The 18,607-nt window shown below is 71.3% G+C and carries 16 protein-coding genes; 8 read left to right on the top strand and 8 right to left on the bottom strand.

Annotation, left to right across the window (positions count from 1 at the left end; all coding sequences use genetic code 11):
* The first annotated feature begins 13 nt into the window (after positions 1 to 13).
* Together ABT294_RS24550 and ABT294_RS24545 are read left to right on the top strand one after the other, a co-directional pair.
* On the top strand, positions 14 to 268 hold the full coding sequence (locus tag ABT294_RS24550; protein ID WP_350808584.1) for a hypothetical protein: 255 nt from the start codon (positions 14 to 16) through the stop codon (positions 266 to 268).
* A gap of 90 nt (positions 269 to 358) precedes the next feature.
* Positions 359 to 2,182, top strand: a complete 1,824-nt coding sequence (locus ABT294_RS24545; protein WP_350808583.1) for a transketolase — start codon at positions 359 to 361, stop codon at positions 2,180 to 2,182.
* A 9-nt stretch (positions 2,183 to 2,191) separates the two neighbouring features.
* On the opposite strand, the gene ABT294_RS24540 is transcribed toward ABT294_RS24545, so the two are convergent.
* Both ABT294_RS24540 and ABT294_RS24535 read right to left on the bottom strand, forming a co-directional pair.
* On the bottom strand, positions 2,192 to 2,578 hold the full coding sequence (locus ABT294_RS24540; protein WP_350808582.1) for a ChaB family protein: 387 nt from the start codon (positions 2,576 to 2,578) through the stop codon (positions 2,192 to 2,194).
* 13 nt (positions 2,579 to 2,591) lie between these two features.
* Positions 2,592 to 2,873: a hypothetical protein gene (locus ABT294_RS24535; RefSeq protein WP_350808581.1), complete on the bottom strand. Its 282-nt coding sequence runs from the start codon at positions 2,871 to 2,873 to the stop codon at positions 2,592 to 2,594.
* Positions 2,874 to 2,991: 118 nt separating this feature from the next.
* Here ABT294_RS24535 and ABT294_RS24530 point away from each other — a divergent pair, with 118 nt between their 5' ends.
* The 5 genes from ABT294_RS24530 (at position 2,992) to ABT294_RS24510 (ending at position 9,935) form a co-directional block, all read left to right on the top strand.
* On the top strand, positions 2,992 to 3,546 hold the full coding sequence (locus ABT294_RS24530; RefSeq protein WP_350808580.1) for a GNAT family N-acetyltransferase: 555 nt from the start codon (positions 2,992 to 2,994) through the stop codon (positions 3,544 to 3,546).
* Between the two features lie 107 nt (positions 3,547 to 3,653).
* Entirely contained in the window at positions 3,654 to 6,977 is a 3,324-nt protein-coding gene (locus ABT294_RS24525) for a protein kinase domain-containing protein (protein WP_350808579.1), read from the top strand.
* An 83-nt stretch (positions 6,978 to 7,060) separates the two neighbouring features.
* Positions 7,061 to 8,161, top strand: a complete 1,101-nt coding sequence (locus ABT294_RS24520) for a winged helix DNA-binding domain-containing protein (RefSeq protein WP_350808578.1) — start codon at positions 7,061 to 7,063, stop codon at positions 8,159 to 8,161.
* Between the two features lie 71 nt (positions 8,162 to 8,232).
* A complete protein-coding gene (locus ABT294_RS24515; protein ID WP_350808577.1) occupies positions 8,233 to 8,991 on the top strand; it encodes an IclR family transcriptional regulator in 759 nt (252 codons plus the stop codon).
* Entirely contained in the window at positions 8,988 to 9,935 is a 948-nt protein-coding gene (locus ABT294_RS24510; RefSeq protein WP_350808576.1) for a sugar kinase, read from the top strand. Before ABT294_RS24515 ends, ABT294_RS24510 begins: the two co-directional genes overlap by 4 nt.
* Positions 9,936 to 10,052: 117 nt before the next feature.
* Here ABT294_RS24510 and ABT294_RS24505 read toward each other — a convergent pair whose 3' ends face one another.
* Together ABT294_RS24505 and ABT294_RS24500 are read right to left on the bottom strand one after the other, a co-directional pair.
* On the bottom strand, positions 10,053 to 10,526 hold the full coding sequence (locus ABT294_RS24505; RefSeq protein ID WP_350808575.1) for a DUF4232 domain-containing protein: 474 nt from the start codon (positions 10,524 to 10,526) through the stop codon (positions 10,053 to 10,055).
* A 284-nt stretch (positions 10,527 to 10,810) separates the two neighbouring features.
* Positions 10,811 to 11,716, bottom strand: coding sequence for a dihydrodipicolinate synthase family protein (locus tag ABT294_RS24500; RefSeq protein WP_350808574.1), 906 nt, complete (start codon positions 11,714 to 11,716; stop codon positions 10,811 to 10,813).
* 119 nt (positions 11,717 to 11,835) lie between these two features.
* On the opposite strand from ABT294_RS24500, the gene ABT294_RS24495 reads away from it, so the two are divergent.
* Positions 11,836 to 13,122, top strand: coding sequence for an RNA-guided endonuclease InsQ/TnpB family protein (locus tag ABT294_RS24495; RefSeq protein ID WP_350808573.1), 1,287 nt, complete (start codon positions 11,836 to 11,838; stop codon positions 13,120 to 13,122).
* Here the strand turns inward: ABT294_RS24495 and ABT294_RS24490 are convergent.
* The 4 genes from ABT294_RS24490 to ABT294_RS24475 are packed head-to-tail and all read right to left on the bottom strand — an operon-like array spanning position 13,065 to position 18,557.
* Positions 13,065 to 14,054: an ABC transporter ATP-binding protein gene (locus tag ABT294_RS24490; protein ID WP_350808572.1), complete on the bottom strand. Its 990-nt coding sequence runs from the start codon at positions 14,052 to 14,054 to the stop codon at positions 13,065 to 13,067. The two genes, ABT294_RS24495 and ABT294_RS24490, sit on opposite strands and share 58 nt — an antisense overlap.
* Positions 14,047 to 15,984: a dipeptide/oligopeptide/nickel ABC transporter permease/ATP-binding protein gene (locus ABT294_RS24485; RefSeq protein WP_350808571.1), complete on the bottom strand. Its 1,938-nt coding sequence runs from the start codon at positions 15,982 to 15,984 to the stop codon at positions 14,047 to 14,049. Before ABT294_RS24485 ends, ABT294_RS24490 begins: the two co-directional genes overlap by 8 nt.
* On the bottom strand, positions 15,984 to 16,943 hold the full coding sequence (locus tag ABT294_RS24480) for an ABC transporter permease (protein WP_350808570.1): 960 nt from the start codon (positions 16,941 to 16,943) through the stop codon (positions 15,984 to 15,986). Before ABT294_RS24480 ends, ABT294_RS24485 begins: the two co-directional genes overlap by 1 nt.
* Before the next feature lie 3 nt (positions 16,944 to 16,946).
* On the bottom strand, positions 16,947 to 18,557 hold the full coding sequence (locus ABT294_RS24475) for an ABC transporter substrate-binding protein (protein ID WP_350808569.1): 1,611 nt from the start codon (positions 18,555 to 18,557) through the stop codon (positions 16,947 to 16,949).
* Positions 18,558 to 18,607 lie beyond the last annotated feature (50 nt).

Genomic DNA, 18,607 nt, shown 5'->3' with positions numbered 1-18,607 from the left:
GCAGGTGAGGCGCATGACCGAAGATGACGATTGGGAACAGCGCTCGGCCACCGGCAAGCCCATGGTTCCGGCGACGCCGCGCGACGTCGTCCACATCCTGGTGGGCGCGTTCATGCTGATCTTCCTGTTCGCGTTCGCGTTTCTCGGCATCGTCGCGGGCGCCTGGGTGATGACGGGGATCGCCGTGATCCTGGGTGTGGTCGTCGGCGTGGACATCGCGCTGGCCGTGCGACGGCAGAAGGAACGCGGCACCGGAGAGGCGGGCTGACGCCGGACGTCACCGCGGCGCTGCGCCGGACCCGGCAGCGTTAGGCGGCCCGCCTCGGGGTAGGCGGCGGGGAACCACGAGGAGGACCTGATGTCTGAACGCGACCTACAGTTCCTGACCGACCTGGCCGCCCAGCTCCGCGTTGATTCGGTGCGGAGTTCCACAGCCGCCGGATCCGGCCATCCGACCTCGTCCATGTCCGCCGCGGATCTCATGGCCGTGCTGTTCGCCCACCATCTGCGCTACGACTTCGATCATCCGGACAGCCCGGCCAACGACCACCTGATCTTCTCCAAGGGGCACGCCTCGCCGCTGCTGTACGCGCTCTACAAGGCGGCCGGCGCCATCACCGACGAGGAACTGCTGACCTTCAGGAAGCGGGGCAGCCGCCTGGAGGGGCACCCCACCCCGCGGCTGCCGTGGGTGGACGTCGCCACCGGCTCGCTCGGCCAGGGGCTGCCCGTCGGCGTGGGCGAGGCGCTGGCCGGCAGGTTGGAGCGGCTGCCGTACCGGGTGTGGGTGCTGTGCGGCGACAGCGAACTGGCCGAGGGCTCCATCTGGGAGGCCGCCGAGCACGCGGGCTGCGAGGGCCTGGCCAACCTCACCGCGATCGTGGACGTCAACAGGCTGGGCCAGCACGGCCCCACCCGGCACGGCTGGGACACCGGCGCGTACGCCCGCAGGTTCGGCGCGTTCGGCTGGCACACGATCGAGATCGACGGCCACGACCCCGGCCAGATCGACTTCGCGCTGAACGACGCCCGGAACACGCGCAGACGGCCGACGGTGATCCTGGCCAAGACCCGCAAGGGCGAGGGCGTCCTGGAGGTGGAGAACAGGGAGGGCGCGCACGGCAAGCCGCTCAAGGACCCCGGCAAGGCCATCGACGAGCTGGGCGGGATCAGGAACGTCAGAGTCGAGGTGCAGCCGCCGCCCGAGGCCAAGCGGTGCCGGTTCCCGTCCGGGACGCTGACGCCGCCCGAGTACAAGGTCGGCGACAAGGTCGCCACCAGGTCGGCGTTCGGCGAGGCGCTGGCGGCGCTGGGCGCGGCCCGCGGCGACATCGTGGCGCTCGACGGCGAGGTGGCCGACTCGACCAAGACGGAGGAGTTCGCCAAGGCCTTCCCCGAGCGGTTCTTCGAGATGTACATCGCCGAGCAGCAGCTCGTCGCCGCCGCGATCGGCATGCAGGTGCGCGGCTGGGTGCCGTACGCCGCCACCTTCGCCGCCTTCCTGTCCAGGGCGTACGACTTCATCAGGATGGCCGGGGTGAGCGGGGCGTCGATCAGGCTCGTCGGCTCGCACGCCGGGGTGTCGATCGGCGAGGACGGCCCGTCCCAGATGGGGCTGGAGGACCTGGCCATGCTCAGGGCGGTGTACGGCAGTACCGTGCTGTATCCGTGCGACGCCAACCAGGCCGCCGCGCTGACGGCCGAGATGGCGGACCTGTCCGGAGTGTCGTACCTGCGGACCACGCGCGGCGCCACCCCCGTGATCTACCAGCCCGGCGAGCGGTTCCCCGTGGGCGGCTCGCGCGTGCTGCGCCAGTCGCCGGACGATCGGGCGACCATCCTCGCCGCCGGGGTGACCGTGCACGAGGCGCTCGCGGCGGCCGACGAGCTGGCCGACTCGGGTGTCCCGGTCGGCGTGGTGGACATGTACTCGGTCAAGCCCGTAGACGCGGCGGTCCTGACGGAGGCGGCCACCACCACGGGCAACCTGATCATCGTCGAGGACCACCGGCCCGAGGGCGGGCTGGGCGACGCGGTGAGCGACGCCGTCAGCGAGCTCGGGCCGCGGATGGTGAAGCTGGCCGTACGCGACCTGCCCGGATCCGCGACGCCCGAGCAGCAGCTCGCGGACGCCCGCATTGACCGCCGGGCGATCGCCGAGGCGGTCAAGCGGCTGCTGTGAGCGAACGGGTCAGCGGCGGGCCTTGGCGCTCGCCCGCCGGTTGGCCTTCTTGATGGCGTTGACCAGCTCCTCCTTGGTCATCTTGGACCGGCCGGGCACGTCGAGGCCGGCAGCCAGCTTCATCAGGTGCTCCTTGCTGGCGGTCGCGCTGACGCCCTCGGTCGTCCTGCGCGGGCGAGGGACCGCGGCCTTGCCGGACGGGCCCTTCTTGGGCTTGGGCTCCCAGTGGTCGCCGACCTTCTCGAAGGAGTGCTTCAGGGCGGCGAACGCCGTCATGTGGGCACGGCGCCCCTCGCCGTACGTCTCGACGGCGGAGTCGTGCGCCTTGACCCACGTGTCGCGCGCCTTCTTCGGCGAGCGCCTGATGGTTTCCGGCAGTTCCTGGATCCCCGGCATGTGGGTTCACCTCCTACAGCGGCGGTTCGTCGTAGCGACGACGCTCCTCGTAGACCGTGGTCCTGCGTGTTTCCGGCTCCTCGTAGATCTCGCGACGGTGTACCGGCTCGTCGATGGGGCCGACGGCCCGGCGGGTCACGCTGATCCGGTAGATGCCGAACAGCAGGCCCACCACTCCGCCGAGCATGAGGATGACGCCGACGACGTTGATGTCGAGGCCGGCGAGATCGAACTCGACGGCCCAGGTGAGGATCGCGCCGAGCATGATGAGGATGATGCTTCCGGCGATGGTCATCTCTTTTACCTCCTTGGCGTGAAGAACCTCTATCCACACGTCGAGAAACAAACCCGCCGCCGCCTGGGCGCGCGAAATGCGGTTGCCCGCGTCCGATCACGACTGATAGCCAGGGACGATGTTCGATCACAAACCCACGCTCACCGGCGAGCGCGTGACGCTCCTCCCGGTCGGCCCCGAGCACGTCGAGGGCCTGTTCGAGCTGGTCAGCGACCGCGAGGTGCAGCGGCTGACCGGCTCGCACGGCGAGCTCGACCCGGACGTCTGCCGCGCGTGGTACGCCACCAGGGGCGAGCACGCCGACCGGCTCGACCTGGCGATCATCGCGGACGACGAGTACGTCGGCGAGATCGTCATCAACGAGCTGGACGCGCACAACCTGGCGTGCAACCTGCGCATCGCGCTGATCGGGGCACGGGCGTTCGGCAAGGGGTACGGCACGGAGGCGATCACGCTGGTGCTGGACCACGTCTTCGCCGCCACCCCGCTGCACCGCGTCAGCCTGGAGGTGTACGCCTTCAACGAGCGGGCCAGGCACGTGTACAAGAAGGTCGGCTTCGTCGAGGAGGGCGTGCATCGCGACGCGCTGCTCTGGGACGGCGAGTGGCACGACGCGGTCACCATGGCGGTGCTGCGCACCGACTGGCAGTCAAGATCGGAAAGCCTGGCATAATGATCATGACGCCGCGGGTCCCCCGAGGCGCGCGGGGGGCCTGTGGCGTTTGGCCCAGGCATGGTAACGGGCAGAACCGATCCGCTGTTTCGCGCATCTAAGCATCAGTGACGACGCGTCTGGTGCCCGGAGATCCGGAGCGGCTTGGCGGCTACTGGCTGGCCGGTCGGCTCGGCGCGGGCGGCCGGAGCGTGGTCTACGAGGCCTACGACGACGACGGCGACCGGTACGCGGTCAAGGTGCCGCGCGGCGAGATCACGCTCACCGAGGCGGCCGGGCGGGTGACGTCCCCGCATCTGGCGCGGGTGGTGGCGTCCGGGCGCGACGAGGGCGTGCCGTACGTCGTGAGCGAGTTCGTCGAGGGGCAAGACCTGCGGCACGCGGTGGCCCGGCGCGGCCCGTACACGGGGGACGAGCTGGCCGCGCTGGCGGGCGCGCTGGCGTCGGCGCTCGCCACGCTGCACGAGGCGGGCCTGTCGCACCGCGACCTGAAGCCGGAGAACGTCCTGCTGGCGGCCGACGGCGCCAAGGTGGTCGACTGCGGTGTCACGGGCAGCGTCGACGGCACGCGCACCTACGTCGCTCCCGAGGTGTTCACGGGCCAGCCGCCGGGCCCCGCGGCCGACGTGTTCGCCTGGGGCGCGATCGTCCTGTACGCGGCGACCGGCCTCGACCCGTTCACCGGCGAGAGCCTGGGCGGCCTCATGCACCGCCTCCTGACCGCCGACCCGGACCTGGACGCGCTGCCGCCCGCACTGCGCCCCCTGGTGGCCCAGGCCCTGGCCAAGACCCCGGCGGACCGTCCCACGAGCGACGCCCTGTCGCAACAGACCTCCTCAGGCCCCATCACACCGATCGACGGGCTCTGCTGTCCGCCCCCGCTCGGGGAGGTGGCGGAGGCGGCCTACGCGACGCTCACGCCACGCCAGCAGGAAGAGCTGCCCGGCCTGCTGCTGCGCATGTACGGCGGCGAGACCCCGCGCGACGACGAGCACGGCGTGCTCGCCCGCCTCACCGAGGCCGGCCTGCTGGTACGGCGGAGCGTACGGGTCCCGCCCACGCAGACGGAGATCGGCAAGCTGGTGGCGGTCAGCGACGACGGCATCGCCCCTGCCAGCGCCGCGCTCTTCCGCGCCTGGCCCCGGCTGCGCGGCTGGGTCGCCGACGAGCGCGAGGGCCTGGCCGTGTACCGCGAGCTGCGCGAGGCCGCCCACCGCTGGGCCGCCCACCGCGCCGACCGTACGGGCCCGGCACCGCACGACCCCGCACGCCCCGGAGTGCCGGGCGACCCCGCACGGCGCTGGACGCCGCGCATGCTCGGGCGCCGCTGGACGGCCCGCCGCCGGGAGAGGGCGCTCCTGTACCGGGGGCACACGCTGGAGACGGCGGTCGGCTGGGCGGCGACCCGGCGCCGCCATGTGCGGCTCGACCCGCTGGAGCGCGACTTCCTCGACACCAGCGCCGCCCTGGTCGCCCGCCGGCCGGCCCGCCCCCCGGTCGTGGCCCTGATCGCGGCGCTGGTGGCGGTGGCGGTCACGATGTCGGTGATCGCCGTCCGGGGGCACGGAGACCTGGGCGACCAGCTCACCCAGGCCAACGCCCGCCTGGTGGCGGCCCGCGCGGAGGCCCTGCGGACGACGGACCCGCAGGCCGCGATGCGCCTCAGCGTGGCGGCCTGGAAGCTCTCACCGGTGTTCGAGGCCAGGGCGGCGCTGCAGGCGTCGCTGGTCCAGCCGGAACTGGGCGTGTTCACCGACTCCGCCGCGACCCCGCAGGCCGACTACCGCCTCACCGACGACACCCTGACCAGGTGGGTGGACGGCACGATCACCACCTGGGACGTCAGAACCGGACGCCAGACCTCCGCCCGCCCCCTCCCGCAGGGCACCACGGTCCTCAGCGACGACGCCAAGCACGCCGAGACCCGGGACGGCAGGCAGGTGACGGTCGCGACGTCCCAACCCGCCACCGCGGCCGCCTTCCTTCTCACCAGCGGCAACAGGACCACCCTGTACGCGGCGGGCAGGCAGGTGTTCCAGGTGACCGACAGCAGGACCGCCCTGTCCCGCGACGGTCGCAGGGCCGCGACCTCGGACCTGACCGGCCGCGTCGAGGTGTGGGACGTCCGCGCCCGCGCCAGGGTCCGCACCGTACGTGTCGCGCCGCCTTCCGGCGAGGACGCCGCCGCCCCGGCCCTGGCCTTCACCTCCGACGGCGGCGTCCTGGCGATCGCGGGCCGCGACGGCACCACGCTGGTCACCGAGGGGGCCACCGATGGGGGCGTCGAGCGGATCGACACGAAGGGGCCGGCCGACACGCCCGCCTTCAGCCCCGACGGCCGCCTCCTGGCCGTACCCGCGGCGGACGCCGTCGGCGTGTGGCGGGTCGCCGATCAGCGGCTGCTCGGCACCTTCCCGCTCCGCGATCCCGCACACGGCTACGCGTTCTCCTCCGACGGCCGGGCGTTCCACTACCTGAGCGGCCACGGCTCCGTCGTCTCGCTCGACGTCTCGAACCTGTCCACCGCCCTGTCCACCGGGCAGGAGGAGGACACCAGGGCCGCCGCGCTCTCCACCGACGGGCGGGTGGTCGCGGACGAGGTCGGCGGCGCGATCAGACTCACCGACGCGGTGCGCCGCCGCCCGCTCGGCCGGATCGCCGCGACGGGCGACCTGGCCATGAACCGGGCGGGCACGCTCGTCGCGGTCGCGGGCGATCCGGTGACCATCTGGGACGTCGCCACCGGCAGGCGGCTGGCCGTCCTCGACGCGGGCGGGGACGTCCCGGCCGTCGCCCTCTCCCCCGACGGCGGCACGCTGGCGACCGCGCGGGGCAGGACGCTGGAGACGTGGGACGTCGCCCGCGCCAGCCGCATCAGGTCCTACGAAGGGGTGGGCGACCTGGCCATGGCGTTCAGCCCCGACGGCCGGACCCTCGCAGTCGGGGCCAAGCTCCTCGACCTGGCCACCGGCTCGTCCACCCCGCTGAACGCCCCCTGGCCGACCGCGCTCGCCTTCACGCCCGACGGCCGCACGCTCGCGTCCGGGCTGGCCGACGGCGGCGTCCAGCTCTGGAGCGTCGCCGAGCGGACCCGGCGCGGCTCGTTCACGGCGGGCTCCGAGCCGGTGCGCGAGCTGCGTTTCTCCCCCGACGGCCGCACGCTGGCGGTCGACGGCGAGCGGATCGCGCTCTGGGACACCGCCACGCTCCGCGAGGTCGGCCAGGTGCCGGTCGGCCCGCACACCGCCGGGCTGGCCTTCAGCGAGGACGGCACCCGGCTGCGCGGCGTCGAACGCGACGGCACCCTGCGGGAGAGCCCGGTGGACCCGTCCCTGGCGGCGGCGGAGGTGTGCGCCCGCGCGGGCGGCCCCCTGAGCCAGGACGAATGGGACCGCCTCATCCCCGAAACCGGCTACCTCAAGGCGTGCTGACGGCGCCCTTCTGACGGCGCCCTTCTGACGGCGCCCTTCGATCGCGGCCAAAAGGTGGCCGCAATACCCCCTACCTTTGACCCATGGACCCCCTCATCACCCGCCGGGCCCTCAACCGGGCCACCCTCGACCGGCAGTTCCTGCTCCGCCGTGCCGATCTGCCCGTCCTGGACGTCGTCGAGCGTCTGGCCGGGTTGCAGGCGCAGACCCCGCACACCTGGTACACCGGGCTGTGGAACCGCATCGAGGGCTTCAAGGCCGCCGACGCCTCGGAGCTGCTCGAGAACCGGCAGGTCGTCCGCGTGGCGTTGCAGCGGTCCACGATCCACCTGGTGAGCGGGCGTGACTGCCTGGCGATGCGCCCGCTGCTGCAGGTGGTCACCGAGCGGAGCACGAGGGGCGCCTTCGGCAGGCAACTGGAGGGCGTCGACCTGGACGAGCTGGCCGCGCTCGGGCGGTCGCTGCTGGAAGAGCGTCCGATGACGTTCGCGGAGCTGGGGCGGACGCTGGGCGAGCGGTGGCCGTCCCACGATCCGCACGCGCTGGGGCAGGGCGTGCGCTGGCTGGTGTCGCTCGTGCAGGTGCCGCCCCGCGGCCTGTGGGGGCGCAGCGGGCCCGTGGCGCACACCAGCGCGGAGTCGTGGCTGGGCGTCGAGGCGCCGCCGATGACGGCGGCCGAACTGGTGCTGCGCTACCTGGCCGCCTTCGGCCCGGCCACGGTGCGGGACGTGCAGACCTGGTCGGGGCTGACGCGGCTGGCCGAGGTGGTGGAGGGCCTTGATCTGGTCCGCTTCCGCGACGAGGACGGCCGGATTCACTACGACTTGCCCGACGCTTCCCGCCCTTCCACCGAGATTTCGGCGCCCGTCCGATTGATGTATGACTTCGACAACCTGTTCCTGTCCTACGCCGACCGGTCGAGAGTGATCAGCGAGACCGGCGCCACCGCGCTGCGGGGGTTCATGGGCACCAACGTGATGCCCCGGATCATCCTGGTCGACGGCTTCACCGCGGGCGACTGGACCGTGACCCGCGCCAAGGGCACCTCGACCCTCAACATCCACCAGTGGGAGCCGATCGCCGACCTGGACGCGGTGGCCGAGGAAGGGACGAGGCTGCTGGAGTTCCTCGCGCCGCGCGACAAGCACGAGATAGCGGTGTTCGACCACCCGTCCAAGGTCTGAGGCTGTTGTGCAGTGCACAATGATGTGCTGCAGAATGTGACATCACGCGTCGCGGGCCGTATTTTTCCCTCGTGTCCGAACGCAACCAGTCCGCCTCGCTCCGCCGGGCCCTGACCGTGCTCGAACACGTCCGCGATCACGCCGAACACGAGGGCGGGCTGACGCTCACCCAGCTCGCCGAGGCGGTGGGGGTGTCCAAGAGCACCGTGCTCAGGCTGACCGTCCCGCTCATCGAAGCCAGGCTGCTGGAACGCGACAGGAAGAGCGGGGCCTACCGGCTCGGCCACGGCACGCTCCAACTCGGCCAGGCCTACCTCGCCACGCTCGACCTGCGGTCGGTCGCCGCCGAGGAGTCGCACCGGCTGATGAGCGAGGTGCGCGAGACCGTCCACCTGGTCGTCTACGACCCACCGCACGTCGTCTACATCGACAAGGTGGAGAACGAGACGAACGTCCGCATGGCCTCGCGCATCGGCAGCCGCGGCCCCGTCCACTGCACCGCGGTCGGCAAGGCGATCCTGGCCTGGCAGCCGGACGAGGCCGTCGACGAGCCCGAGCTGACCCGGCACACCATCACCGACCCGCGACGGTTCAGAGCCGAGCTGGCGGCCATCCGGCGGCGCGGCTACGCGGTCGACGACCGCGAGAACGAACCCGAGGTGCGCTGCGTCGGCGCGCCGATCTTCAACCACAACGACGCCGTCGTCGCCGCCATCTCGGTCTCCGGCCTCACCTCGCGGGTTCCGGCCGCGCGGGTGCGGGAGCTGGGGCCGCTCGTGGCCGGCGCGGCGGCCCGCATCTCCAGAAAGCTGGGAAGCCCGAGCCGATGACCGAGTTGGTGACCTTCGGTGAGACCATGGCGCTGTTCGCCGCCCGCCGTACCGGGCCGCTGCGTTTCGCCCGCGACTTCGACCTGGGCCTCGGCGGCGCCGAGTCCAACGTCGCCATCGGCGTCGCCCGGCTCGGCGGCAGCTGCGCCTGGATCGGCCGGGTGGGGGCCGACGAGTTCGGCGACCTGATCCGCTCGGCGCTCCTGGGCGAAGGCGTGGACGTGCGCGCCATCCCCGACCCCGACGCGCCGACCGGTCTGATGATCAAGGGCAGGCGCACGGCCGACCTCGTGGACGTCCGCTACTACCGCAAGGGCAGCGCCGGCTCCCGGCTCTCGCCCGACGACCTCGACGCCGACCTGATCAGGGGCGCCCGGGTGCTGCACGTGTCCGCGATCACGCCCGCCCTGTCCGGCTCCGCCCGCGAAGCCGTCCGATACGCGATCGCCGAGGCGCGGGCGGCCGGGGTGCTCGTGTCGCTCGACGTCAACTACCGCAAGGCCCTGTGGACGCCGCAAGAGGCGGGCGCGTGGCTGCGCGACACCATCGGCGAGGTGGACGTGCTGTTCGCGACCGAACAGGAGGGCCGCCTGATCACCGACGCGGCGGGCACCGCCGACGACCTGGCCAAGGCCCTCGCCGCGCACGGGCCGCGCCACGTCCTGGTCAAGTTCGGCGCCGAGGGCGCCCTGGAACTGTCGGACGGCCAGGCCCGCCGCGCGCGCCCGTACCGGGTGACGGAGGTCGACCCGGTGGGTGCCGGGGACGCCTTCGCGGCCGGCTGGCTCGCCGACTGGCTCGCCGGAGCCGACCCTGCGCAGCGCCTGGACACGGCCTGCGCGGCGGGCGCGTTCGCGGTCACCTCGCAGGGCGACTGGGAAAGCCTCCCCCGCCGCTCCGACCTCCGCCTCCTCCAACGCCCAGCGGACGGCGTCAGCCGCTGACCTCGCAGCCCCAGGAGTTCAGCGTGGAATGCCGCGATCAACCTCGGTTGTTCGAGGCCCGGCCGTCATCGGCTCTGCCGTTCTCACCCTGACCGCACCTTAGGATCCGAGAACTCTCTAGGAGAGCGGGGTCACGTCGAGACGGCCGTCGTCGCAGACTCGGCCGGCGGGGAAGCCGATCGTCAGGTACGACCGCTCGTCCGGGGGGATGACCAGGAGGCGCGTCGCGGTCGGGCAGGTCTTCTCGGCGCCGGTCTCGACGACGGTCCAGTGCAGGGTGGCGCGGGCGCTCGCCCCCGGCTTCAGCGTCAGCTCCCGCTCCGCCTCGGTCCCCCTGCGGACGCGGGTACGCAACGCGTCCCCCTTGCCGTCGATCATGACCAGGCCGGGGTGACCGTACAGCGTGCAACTCGCGCCGGACCGGTTGGTGAACACGAGCGGCGCGTATCTGTTGCCCGCCCCCGGGTCCACCCTGTCCAGTCGTACCTGGAGCCGACTCGCCGTGCAGCGTTCCGGGGTCTGCTGCGCCAGCGCGGGCGCGGCGCCGCCCGCCAGCAGCAGGCCGCCCGCCATCAGGGCGGCAATCCGCATCGTTCTCATACATATATGGACGCCTGGAACGCCCAAAGAGTTATGACGAAATAGCCTCTATCTTCACCAGCTCCGGCGGATCACCACGAACAGTGGAGGGAGCGCCTGGCGGTGGCGGGGGCGGGCTGCCCAACGGAGGGGTGGGCCTTCCGATGGCGGGGGCGGGCCAGGCGATGGCGAGGGTGACCGTCGGACCCGCCCGAAGGCTCGCATTACAGCAGGCCGGCGGACCCGCCCGAAGGCTCGCATTACAGCAGGCCGGCGGACCCGCCCGAAGGCTCGCGTTACAGCAGGCCGGCGGTGGCCAGGTGCTTGCCGATGGCGGCGATCTCGTCGCCGTTCAGCGGCACCTGCGGCAGGGCCGTGGTCGGGTGGGCGATGACGCCGCGCAGGTGGAGCGCCGCCTTGAAGGCGCCGAGCCCGGAGGAGCTGCCGCCCATGCGACCGCCCCCCACCCGGACGATCTCGAAGAGCCTGACCAGGCGCTCCTGTTCCGCCCTGGCGGCCTCCCAGTCGCCCTGCCGTGCCGATTTCACCAGGTTGACGTACCCGTGGGGGTCCACGTTGCCCAGTCCGGGCACCACGCCGTCGGCGCCCATCCACAGCGCGCAGTCGACGGTCACCTCCGAGCCGGTGAGCACGCTGAACGGCGCCTGGCGGCCGAGGATGACCTGGCGCAGGCCGCCGTCGTCGCCGCTGGAGTCCTTCACGCCTGCCAGCACCCCGTCGGCGGCCAGTTCGAGCAGCAGGTCGGCGCTCAACTTGGTGTGGACGGACACCGGCAGGTCATAGGCGTAGACCGGCAGTCCGCTCTCGGCGGCAAGGGTCCGGAAATGGGTGCTGATCTCGGTGGGGTGGGTGCGGGTGTAGAACGGCGCCGTCGCCACCAGGGCCGACACGCCCGCCGCCTCCGCCACCCGGGCGTGTTCCAGCACCCGGGGCGTCGTCATGTCGATCACCCCGGCGAGCACCGGCACCTGCCCGGCCACATGTCCCACCACAGTGTCGAGCACGATCCGGCGCTGGGGGTCGGCCAGGTAGGCCACCTCCGACGACGAGCCGAGCACGAACAGCGCGTCCACGCCGCCTTCCAGCAGGTGGTCGACCAGCCGGGTGAGCGACGCGGTGTCCACCTGGTAGTCGGGGGTCATCGGGGTGCACACCGGGGGGATCACACCGGTCAACATCATCGAAACTCCTTGAGCGTGGAGACCGCCGCTTTCAGGCAGGGGCGGAATCGCGGCACGGTGCCGCATACTTTGGTTCGAACTTGTGCACGAAGCTTTACTGACCGTAGTAACTTGTGCGCGTGGCGCAGTTGGTCAAGCGGGCGTTCAAGTACCGCTTCTATCCGACCCCCGAGCAGGCTGAGGAGCTTGCCCGCACGTTCGGCTGCGTCCGCCTGGTCTACAACAGGGCGCTGGAGGAACGCACCCGCGCCTACGCGGAAGGCCGCAAGGTCTCCTACGTGGAGTCCTCGGCAACACTCACGCAATGGAAGCGCACCGAGGAACTGGGCTTTCTGACGCAGGTGTCGTCGGTGCCACTGCAGCAGGCGCTGCGCCACCTGCAGGCGGCCTTCGCCAACTTCTTCGCCAAACGAGCCAAGTACCCGACCTTCAAGTCCCGCAAGAAGTCGCGCCTGTCGGCCGAATACACCCGCTCGGCCTTCACCTACCGGAAAGGCCGGCTCACCCTGGCGAAGATGGACACGCCGCTGGCCGTCGTGTGGTCGCGTTCTCTCCCAAAGGGGGCACAGCCGTCCACCGTGACCGTCTCCAGGGATGCGGCCGGACGCTGGTGGGTGTCCCTGCTGTGCGAGGACACGATCCACCCACACGACCCGGCCGAGAACGCCGTGGGCGTGGACGCGGGCATCACCGCCCTGGCGACACTCTCCACCGGCGAGAAGATCGCCAACCCCCGGCACGAGCGGACCGACCGGCGCAAACTGGCCAAAGCCCAGCGGGCGCTGGCCCGCAAGGAGAAGGGATCGGCGAACCGGGCCAAGGCCAGACTCCGCGTCGCCAAGGTCTACGCCCGGATCGTCGACCGCAGGCGTGATCATCTGCACAAGGTCAGCACACGGCTTGTTCGCGAAACCCAAGTGATCGCCGTGGAAAACCTGACCGTCCGCAACCTGCTCAAGAACCACCGCCTGGCCCGGGCCATCTGCGACGCCTCCTGGCGGGAACTGCGCTCGATGCTGGAGTACAAGGCCGCCTGGTACGGGCGAGAACTCGTGGTCGTCGACCGCTGGTTCCCCTCCTCCAAACGGTGCTCGGCATGCGGCACCATCCAACCGTCCATGCCGCTGAACGTCCGGACCTGGCAGTGCGCCTGCGGCGCATCCCACGACCGAGACGTCAACGCCGCAAAGAACATACTCGCCGCCGGGCTGGCGGAGAGGCGAAACGCCTGTGGAGCTGATGTAAGACCTCAGCAGGAGAGCACCTCCTCGACGGGGCAATCGGCGGTGAAGCAGGAACCCTCACGGGTGACTGTGGGGACTCCCCCTCGTTCACGAGGGGGAGGATGTCAAGCGCGCTCCTGGATCAGTTCGAGGTCGGTCGCTCCCGCCGCCACCGGGTGGTAGCAGTGGAAGAGGTGGTCGTCGGTGGTCTGGGCGGCAGGCCAGGCGGCCGCGCACTCGTCGTCCGCGCGCCAGCAGCGGGTGCGGAACGGGCAGCCGCTCGGCGGCCTGGTCGCCGAGGGCACGGAGCCCACGAGCGGGATCGGGTTGATCGGCGAGAGCAGACCGGGAGTGGCGGAGAACAGCGCCCGCGTGTACGGGTGACGGGCCTGGTGCGGGACGGCGTACGCGGGCGTCTGCTCGACGATCCTGCCCAGGTACATGGTCACCACCCGATCGCTCATCCGGCGCACGGTCTGGATGTCGTGGGAGACGAACACCAGCGCCAGTCCGAGCCGCTCCTTCAGATCCAACAGCAGGTTGAGGATCTGCGCCCGCACCGACACGTCCAGGGCGCTGGTCGGCTCGTCGGCGATGAGCAGCGCGGGTTCGAGCGCGAGCGCCCTGGCCACGGCGACGCGCTGGCGCTGGCCGCCGGAGAGCTGGCTCGGCAGCAGGTCGGCGACGCTGGCGGGCAGGCCGACGAGGTCGAGCAGCTCGCGCACGCGGGCGTCACGCTGCTCGGCGGTGCCCCGCCTGTGGACGGTGAGCGGGTCGCGCAGCACCTGCCTGATCGGCAGCCGCCGGTTCAACGCGGTGGACGGGTCCTGGAACACCAGCCCGACGCTGGAGCCGATCAGCTCGCGCCGTTCCCGCTCCGACAGCGCCCACAGGTCCTTGCCCTGGAACAGCACCGTCCCCGAGGTGGGCCGCTGCAGCCCGACCAGCACCTTGGCCAGCGTGGACTTGCCGCACCCCGACTCACCCACGACCCCGACCGTCTCGCCGGGGCTGACGGTCAGGTCGGCGGCGGTCAGGGCGTGGACGCGGTCGCGCGAGAACAGCCCGCCCGAGCGCGCCTTGTGCACGACGTGCACGTCTTTCAGCTCAAGCACGTTGATCACTTCCCACGAGGGCGACCGCCGGGTGATGGCAGGCGACGGCGTGCCGGTGCGTGTCGCCTTCCAGCGGCGGGGGGTCGGTCCGGCAGAGGTCGGTGGCCATCGGGCAGCGGTCGGCGAACCGGCACCCGGCGGGGAAGTCGGCGGGCGACGGCACCACGCCGCGGATCTGGGTGAGCCGCTCGGCCCCCGACTCCAGCGACAGCACTGAGCCGAGCAGCCCGCGGGCGTAGTGGTGGGCCGGGGCCCCGACCAGGGTGGCGGTGACCCCGGCCTCGACGATCTGCCCGCCGTACATGACCACGACCCGGTCGGTGACGTCCGCGACCAGCGCGAGGTCGTGCGAGACGAGGATGAGCGCGAAGCCCAGCTCCTCGCGCAGCCGCAGCAGCAGCTCGATGACCTGGGCCTGGACGGTCACGTCCAGCGCGGTGGTGGGCTCGTCGGCGACGATCAGCTTGGGGTCGCGCGACAGCGCCATCGCGATGAGCACCCGTTGCCGCTGGCCGCCGGACAGCTCGTGCGGGTAGGACGACAGGGTGCGCTTGGCGTCGAGCCCCACCAGTTCGAGCAGTTCCTCGGGCGAGCGCCGACCGCCGCGCCGGGTGACCTGCTTGAGCTGGGCCTTGATGGTCATGGCGGGGTTCAGGGACGACAGCGCGTCCTGGTAGATCATCGCCATCTCGTGGCCGAGCAGGCGGCGGCGGGCCCGGCGCGGCAGGGAGAGCAGTTCCTTCTGGTCGAAGCGGATGTGGCCGCTGACGCGGGCGCCGCGGGGCTGCAGGCCCATGACGGTCAGCGCGGTCAGCGACTTGCCGCAGCCGGACTCGCCCACGAGCCCGAGCACCTCGCCCGGACGTACCTCGAAGGCGATGCCGTCGACGATGTCCACGCCCTCGGCGAAGCCGATCCGCAGCCTTTCGACCGCGAGGATCGGCGGGCCCGAGGGCAGCGGGCGGGCCCGTTCCGCCAGCCTGCTGGCGGCCTCGGCCAGCCCTGGCAGCTCGACGACCTCGCCGGAGCCCGGCCGGGCCTGCTCGAAGGCGTCGTCCTTCTTCGCGGCGGGCGCCCGGCGGGCGGCAGGGGCGGCCCAGGCGTCGGAGATGCCCTCCGACAGGATGTTCAGCGCGAGCACGGTGATCAGGATGAGCAGGCCGGGGAAGACGGTGGCCCACCAGCCGCCCACCAGCACCATGTTCCTGCCGTCGGCGATGACGCTGCCCCACGACGGGTTCGGCGGGCGCACCCCGGCGCCGATGAACGACAGCGACGCCTCGAAGACGATCACGTCCGCCACCATGACGGTGCAGAACACCAGCACGGGCGCGGCGCAGTTGGCGGCCACGTGCCTGAGCAGGATGTACGGGGTGCGGGCGCCGATGATCCGTTCGGCCGCGACGTAGTCCTCGCCGTACTGGGCGAGCACGTTGGCGCGGACGACCCTGGCCACGGGCGGCATGTTGAGGAAGGCCATCGCCATCACGAGCACCGGGATGCTGCCGCCGAACACCGCCACCAGCACCGCGGCCAGCGCGATGCCGGGGAAGGCCATGAACACGTCGAGGACCCGCATGATGACCTCGTCGACGGGTCTGCGGGAGGTGGCGGCGACCGCGCCGACGACCGCGCCCGCGACGAGGGCCAGCCCGGTCGCGCCGAGGCCGATGAGCAGCGACCAGCGGGCGCCGTACAGCAGCCTGGACAGGATGTCGCGGTTGGCGCTGTCGAGGCCCATCCAGTGCGAGGCGGACGGGCCGCCGCCGGTGACCTCCTGGAAGTACGGCGAGTGCGGCGCGATCAGCGGCGCGAACAGTGCCGCCAGCACGACCACCGCGAGGATGCCCACGGCCAGCCACGACAGCGGGCGCAGCCTCCTGAAGCCGATGCCCGGCCTGGACAGGCGTTCCGTCAGTCTGCGTCTCATCAGGCGGCGCTCCTGAGCCGGGGGTTGACCAGCAGGTAGAGGACGTCGACTACGAGGTTGACGACGATGAAGCCGATCGCGACCGTCAGCACCACGCCCTGCACCACCGCGGGGTCGCCGTCACGCACGGCGTTGATCATGAGCTGGCCCATGCCGGGCAGGCCGTAGATCTGCTCGATGACGACCGCGCCGCCGAGCAGGTAGCCGACGCGCAGGCCGAGCACGGTCAGCGGGTTGATCAGCGCGTTGCGCAGCACGTTGCGTCCGACGACCACGACGGGTGGCAGGCCGCTGCCGATCGCGGTGCGCACGTAGTCGCGGTCCAGCTCCTCCACCATCGAGGTGCGGACGATGCGGGTGAGCTGGGCCGCCACCGGCAGCGACAGCGACAGGGCGGGCAGCGTCATCGAGCGCAGCCAGCCGGACGTCGAGTCGGCCGGGTTGATGTAGCCGCCGGTCGGGAACAGGCCCTGGCCCACCGCCAGCCACTGGATCATCAGCAGCGCCAGCCAGAACGCCGGTGCGGCCACCCCGACCAGGGAGACCACTCGGATCACCTGGTCGGGCCAGCGGTCGCGGAACACCGCCGCGGTGACGCCGAAGACCAGCGCCAGCACCACCGCCACGACCAGGCCGAGGAGGGTGAGCTGGAGGGTGAGCGGCAGCGCGGTCGTCACCGACTCGATCACCGGCTTCTTGGTGAGCACGCTGGTGCCCATGTCGCCCCGCGCCAGGTCCGCGACGAAGCGGACGTAGCGCAGGGGCAGCGGGTCCAGCAGGCCGTTCTCCACCTGGAACTGGTGGATCTGCTCGGGGGTCGGGTTGGCGCCCTGGAAGTAGGCGTACTCCGGCTTGCTGTTGGAGAAGCGCATCACGATGAACACGAACGCGACGACCCCGAGCACCAGCGGGACCAGGATAAGGACCCGCCGGAGCAGCATTCTGGCGATCAGGACCATGACCTACTGGGTTCTCTGGGCCTGGAGCAGGTTGATGCCCGGGTACGGCTGCGCGCGGACGCCCGACAGCTTCTTCGGATCCCAGGCGGTCATCAGCTCGGTGTGGACGACCGGGTACATCACCGCCTTCTCGGCGATGAGGTCGATGTACTTGTGGACGAGCTCGCTCTTCTTGGACTTGTCCGATTCCTTGGTGGCCTCGTCCATCATGGTGAAGAGCTGTTTGGCGTCCTTGCTGCCGTCCCAGTGGCTGTACTTCATCCACAGGCCGCCGGGGACGAAGTTGTAGCGCATGATCAGGTCGGCGTCCATGCCGAACTGGTTGGGGTTGGAGGCGGCGACTACGGCCTGGTAGTCCTGCATCTGGTCCATCTTGGCGAACAGCGCGGCCGTGTCCTGCGGCTCCAGCGTGGTCTTCACGCCGATGGCCTCCCAGGAGGCGGCGATGGTCGGCAGGCAGTCGGCGACCCAGCTGACGTTGACGGCCATCAGGTTGATCGTCAGGTTGGTGACGCCCGCCTCTTTGAGCAGCGCCTTGGCCTTCTCCGGGTCGTAGTCGTAGACGACCGAGGCGGGCTTGTGGTCGGGGTGCCCCTCGTTGAGGAAGGAGCTGGAGGCGGTGCCGTGGCCCTTGAGCGCCACCTCGATCATCTTCTTGGTGTCGATCGCGTAGTGCAGGGCCTGCCTGACGCGGATGTCGTCGAACGGCTTGGCGCTGGTGTTGAACATCAGGAACATGTGGTTCATGCCCTTGCCGCCTTCGACGCTCAACCCCTGCTGCTTGAGCTGCTCCACGTTGGCGTACGGGATGTTGTCGGCGATCTGCGCCTCGGCGGAGCCGCCGGAGATCTTGGCGACGCGGGCCGCGGCGTCCACGATGGTCAGCCAGTTCATCTTCTTGACGACGGGCTTGCGCGGGCCGTTGTAGCCGTCGAACGCCTCGAAGGTGGTGTTCGACTTGGGGTTGTGCGCGGTCTGCTTGTAGGGGCCCGAGCCGACGGCCTTGCCGGTCTTGGCCTGGTCCCAGGCGCCCGGCTGGCTGAACACGTGCTTGGGCATGATCTTGGCGATGGTCAGCCTGGGGGCCGCGTCCGGGAAGGGGAACTTGAAGACCAGCTCGACGTTGCGGTCGTCGACCTTCTTGACCTCCTGCAGCCACGACTTGAAGAAGTTGCCGGTGAGCACGTTGGCCTGGGTGTCGAGGATGCGCTCGAAGGTGAAGACGACGTCGTCGGCGGTGACCGGCTGGCCGTCGTGCCACTTGGCGCCCTCGCGCAGGGTGAACTTCCACGAGGTGGCGTTCAGGTCGGCGGGCAGCGCGGTGGCCAGCGCGGGGTAGGGCTCGCGGGTGATGGGGTCGGTGTCGAGCAGCCCCTCGTAGATGTGCTGGATGCCGGCCATCGCGAAGGCCGAGGCGGTCTGCGTCGGGTCCCAGCTCTGGTCGTTGCCGTAGCCGATGACGGCGGTGATGAGGTCCTTGTTCGATCCTGCCCCGACCGAGCCGGTCGAGGCCGGCCCTCCCGAGCAGGCGGACAGAGTGGCCGCGATCATCGCGGCCGCACCCGTCGCTCCGCTGTAGCGCAGGAAGTCGCGGCGGCTGAACTCAAGGCTCACGGATGCCTCCCAGGGGGTAGAACGTGGGACATCCCATGTCCTATCTTTTG

Origin of the sequence: Nonomuraea sp. NPDC000554, assembly GCF_040300065.1 — a bacterium.
Taxonomy (GTDB): domain Bacteria; phylum Actinomycetota; class Actinomycetes; order Streptosporangiales; family Streptosporangiaceae; genus Nonomuraea.
Note: the sequence above shows the minus strand (reverse complement) of the source record. Positions and strands in the feature narration are given on the sequence as shown.

Coding starts and splice junctions, on each gene's coding strand:
- ABT294_RS24530 (WP_350808580.1), top strand. CDS start 2,992: ATGTTCGATCACAAACCCACGCTCACCGGCGAGCGCGTGACGCTCCTC.
- ABT294_RS24535 (WP_350808581.1), bottom strand. CDS start 2,873: ATGACCATCGCCGGAAGCATCATCCTCATCATGCTCGGCGCGATCCTC.
- ABT294_RS24480 (WP_350808570.1), bottom strand. CDS start 16,943: ATGGTCCTGATCGCCAGAATGCTGCTCCGGCGGGTCCTTATCCTGGTC.
- ABT294_RS24485 (WP_350808571.1), bottom strand. CDS start 15,984: ATGAGACGCAGACTGACGGAACGCCTGTCCAGGCCGGGCATCGGCTTC.
- ABT294_RS24540 (WP_350808582.1), bottom strand. CDS start 2,578: ATGCCGGGGATCCAGGAACTGCCGGAAACCATCAGGCGCTCGCCGAAG.
- ABT294_RS24510 (WP_350808576.1), top strand. CDS start 8,988: ATGACCGAGTTGGTGACCTTCGGTGAGACCATGGCGCTGTTCGCCGCC.
- ABT294_RS24505 (WP_350808575.1), bottom strand. CDS start 10,526: ATGCGGATTGCCGCCCTGATGGCGGGCGGCCTGCTGCTGGCGGGCGGC.
- ABT294_RS24545 (WP_350808583.1), top strand. CDS start 359: ATGTCTGAACGCGACCTACAGTTCCTGACCGACCTGGCCGCCCAGCTC.
- ABT294_RS24520 (WP_350808578.1), top strand. CDS start 7,061: ATGGACCCCCTCATCACCCGCCGGGCCCTCAACCGGGCCACCCTCGAC.
- ABT294_RS24550 (WP_350808584.1), top strand. CDS start 14: ATGACCGAAGATGACGATTGGGAACAGCGCTCGGCCACCGGCAAGCCC.
- ABT294_RS24500 (WP_350808574.1), bottom strand. CDS start 11,716: ATGATGTTGACCGGTGTGATCCCCCCGGTGTGCACCCCGATGACCCCC.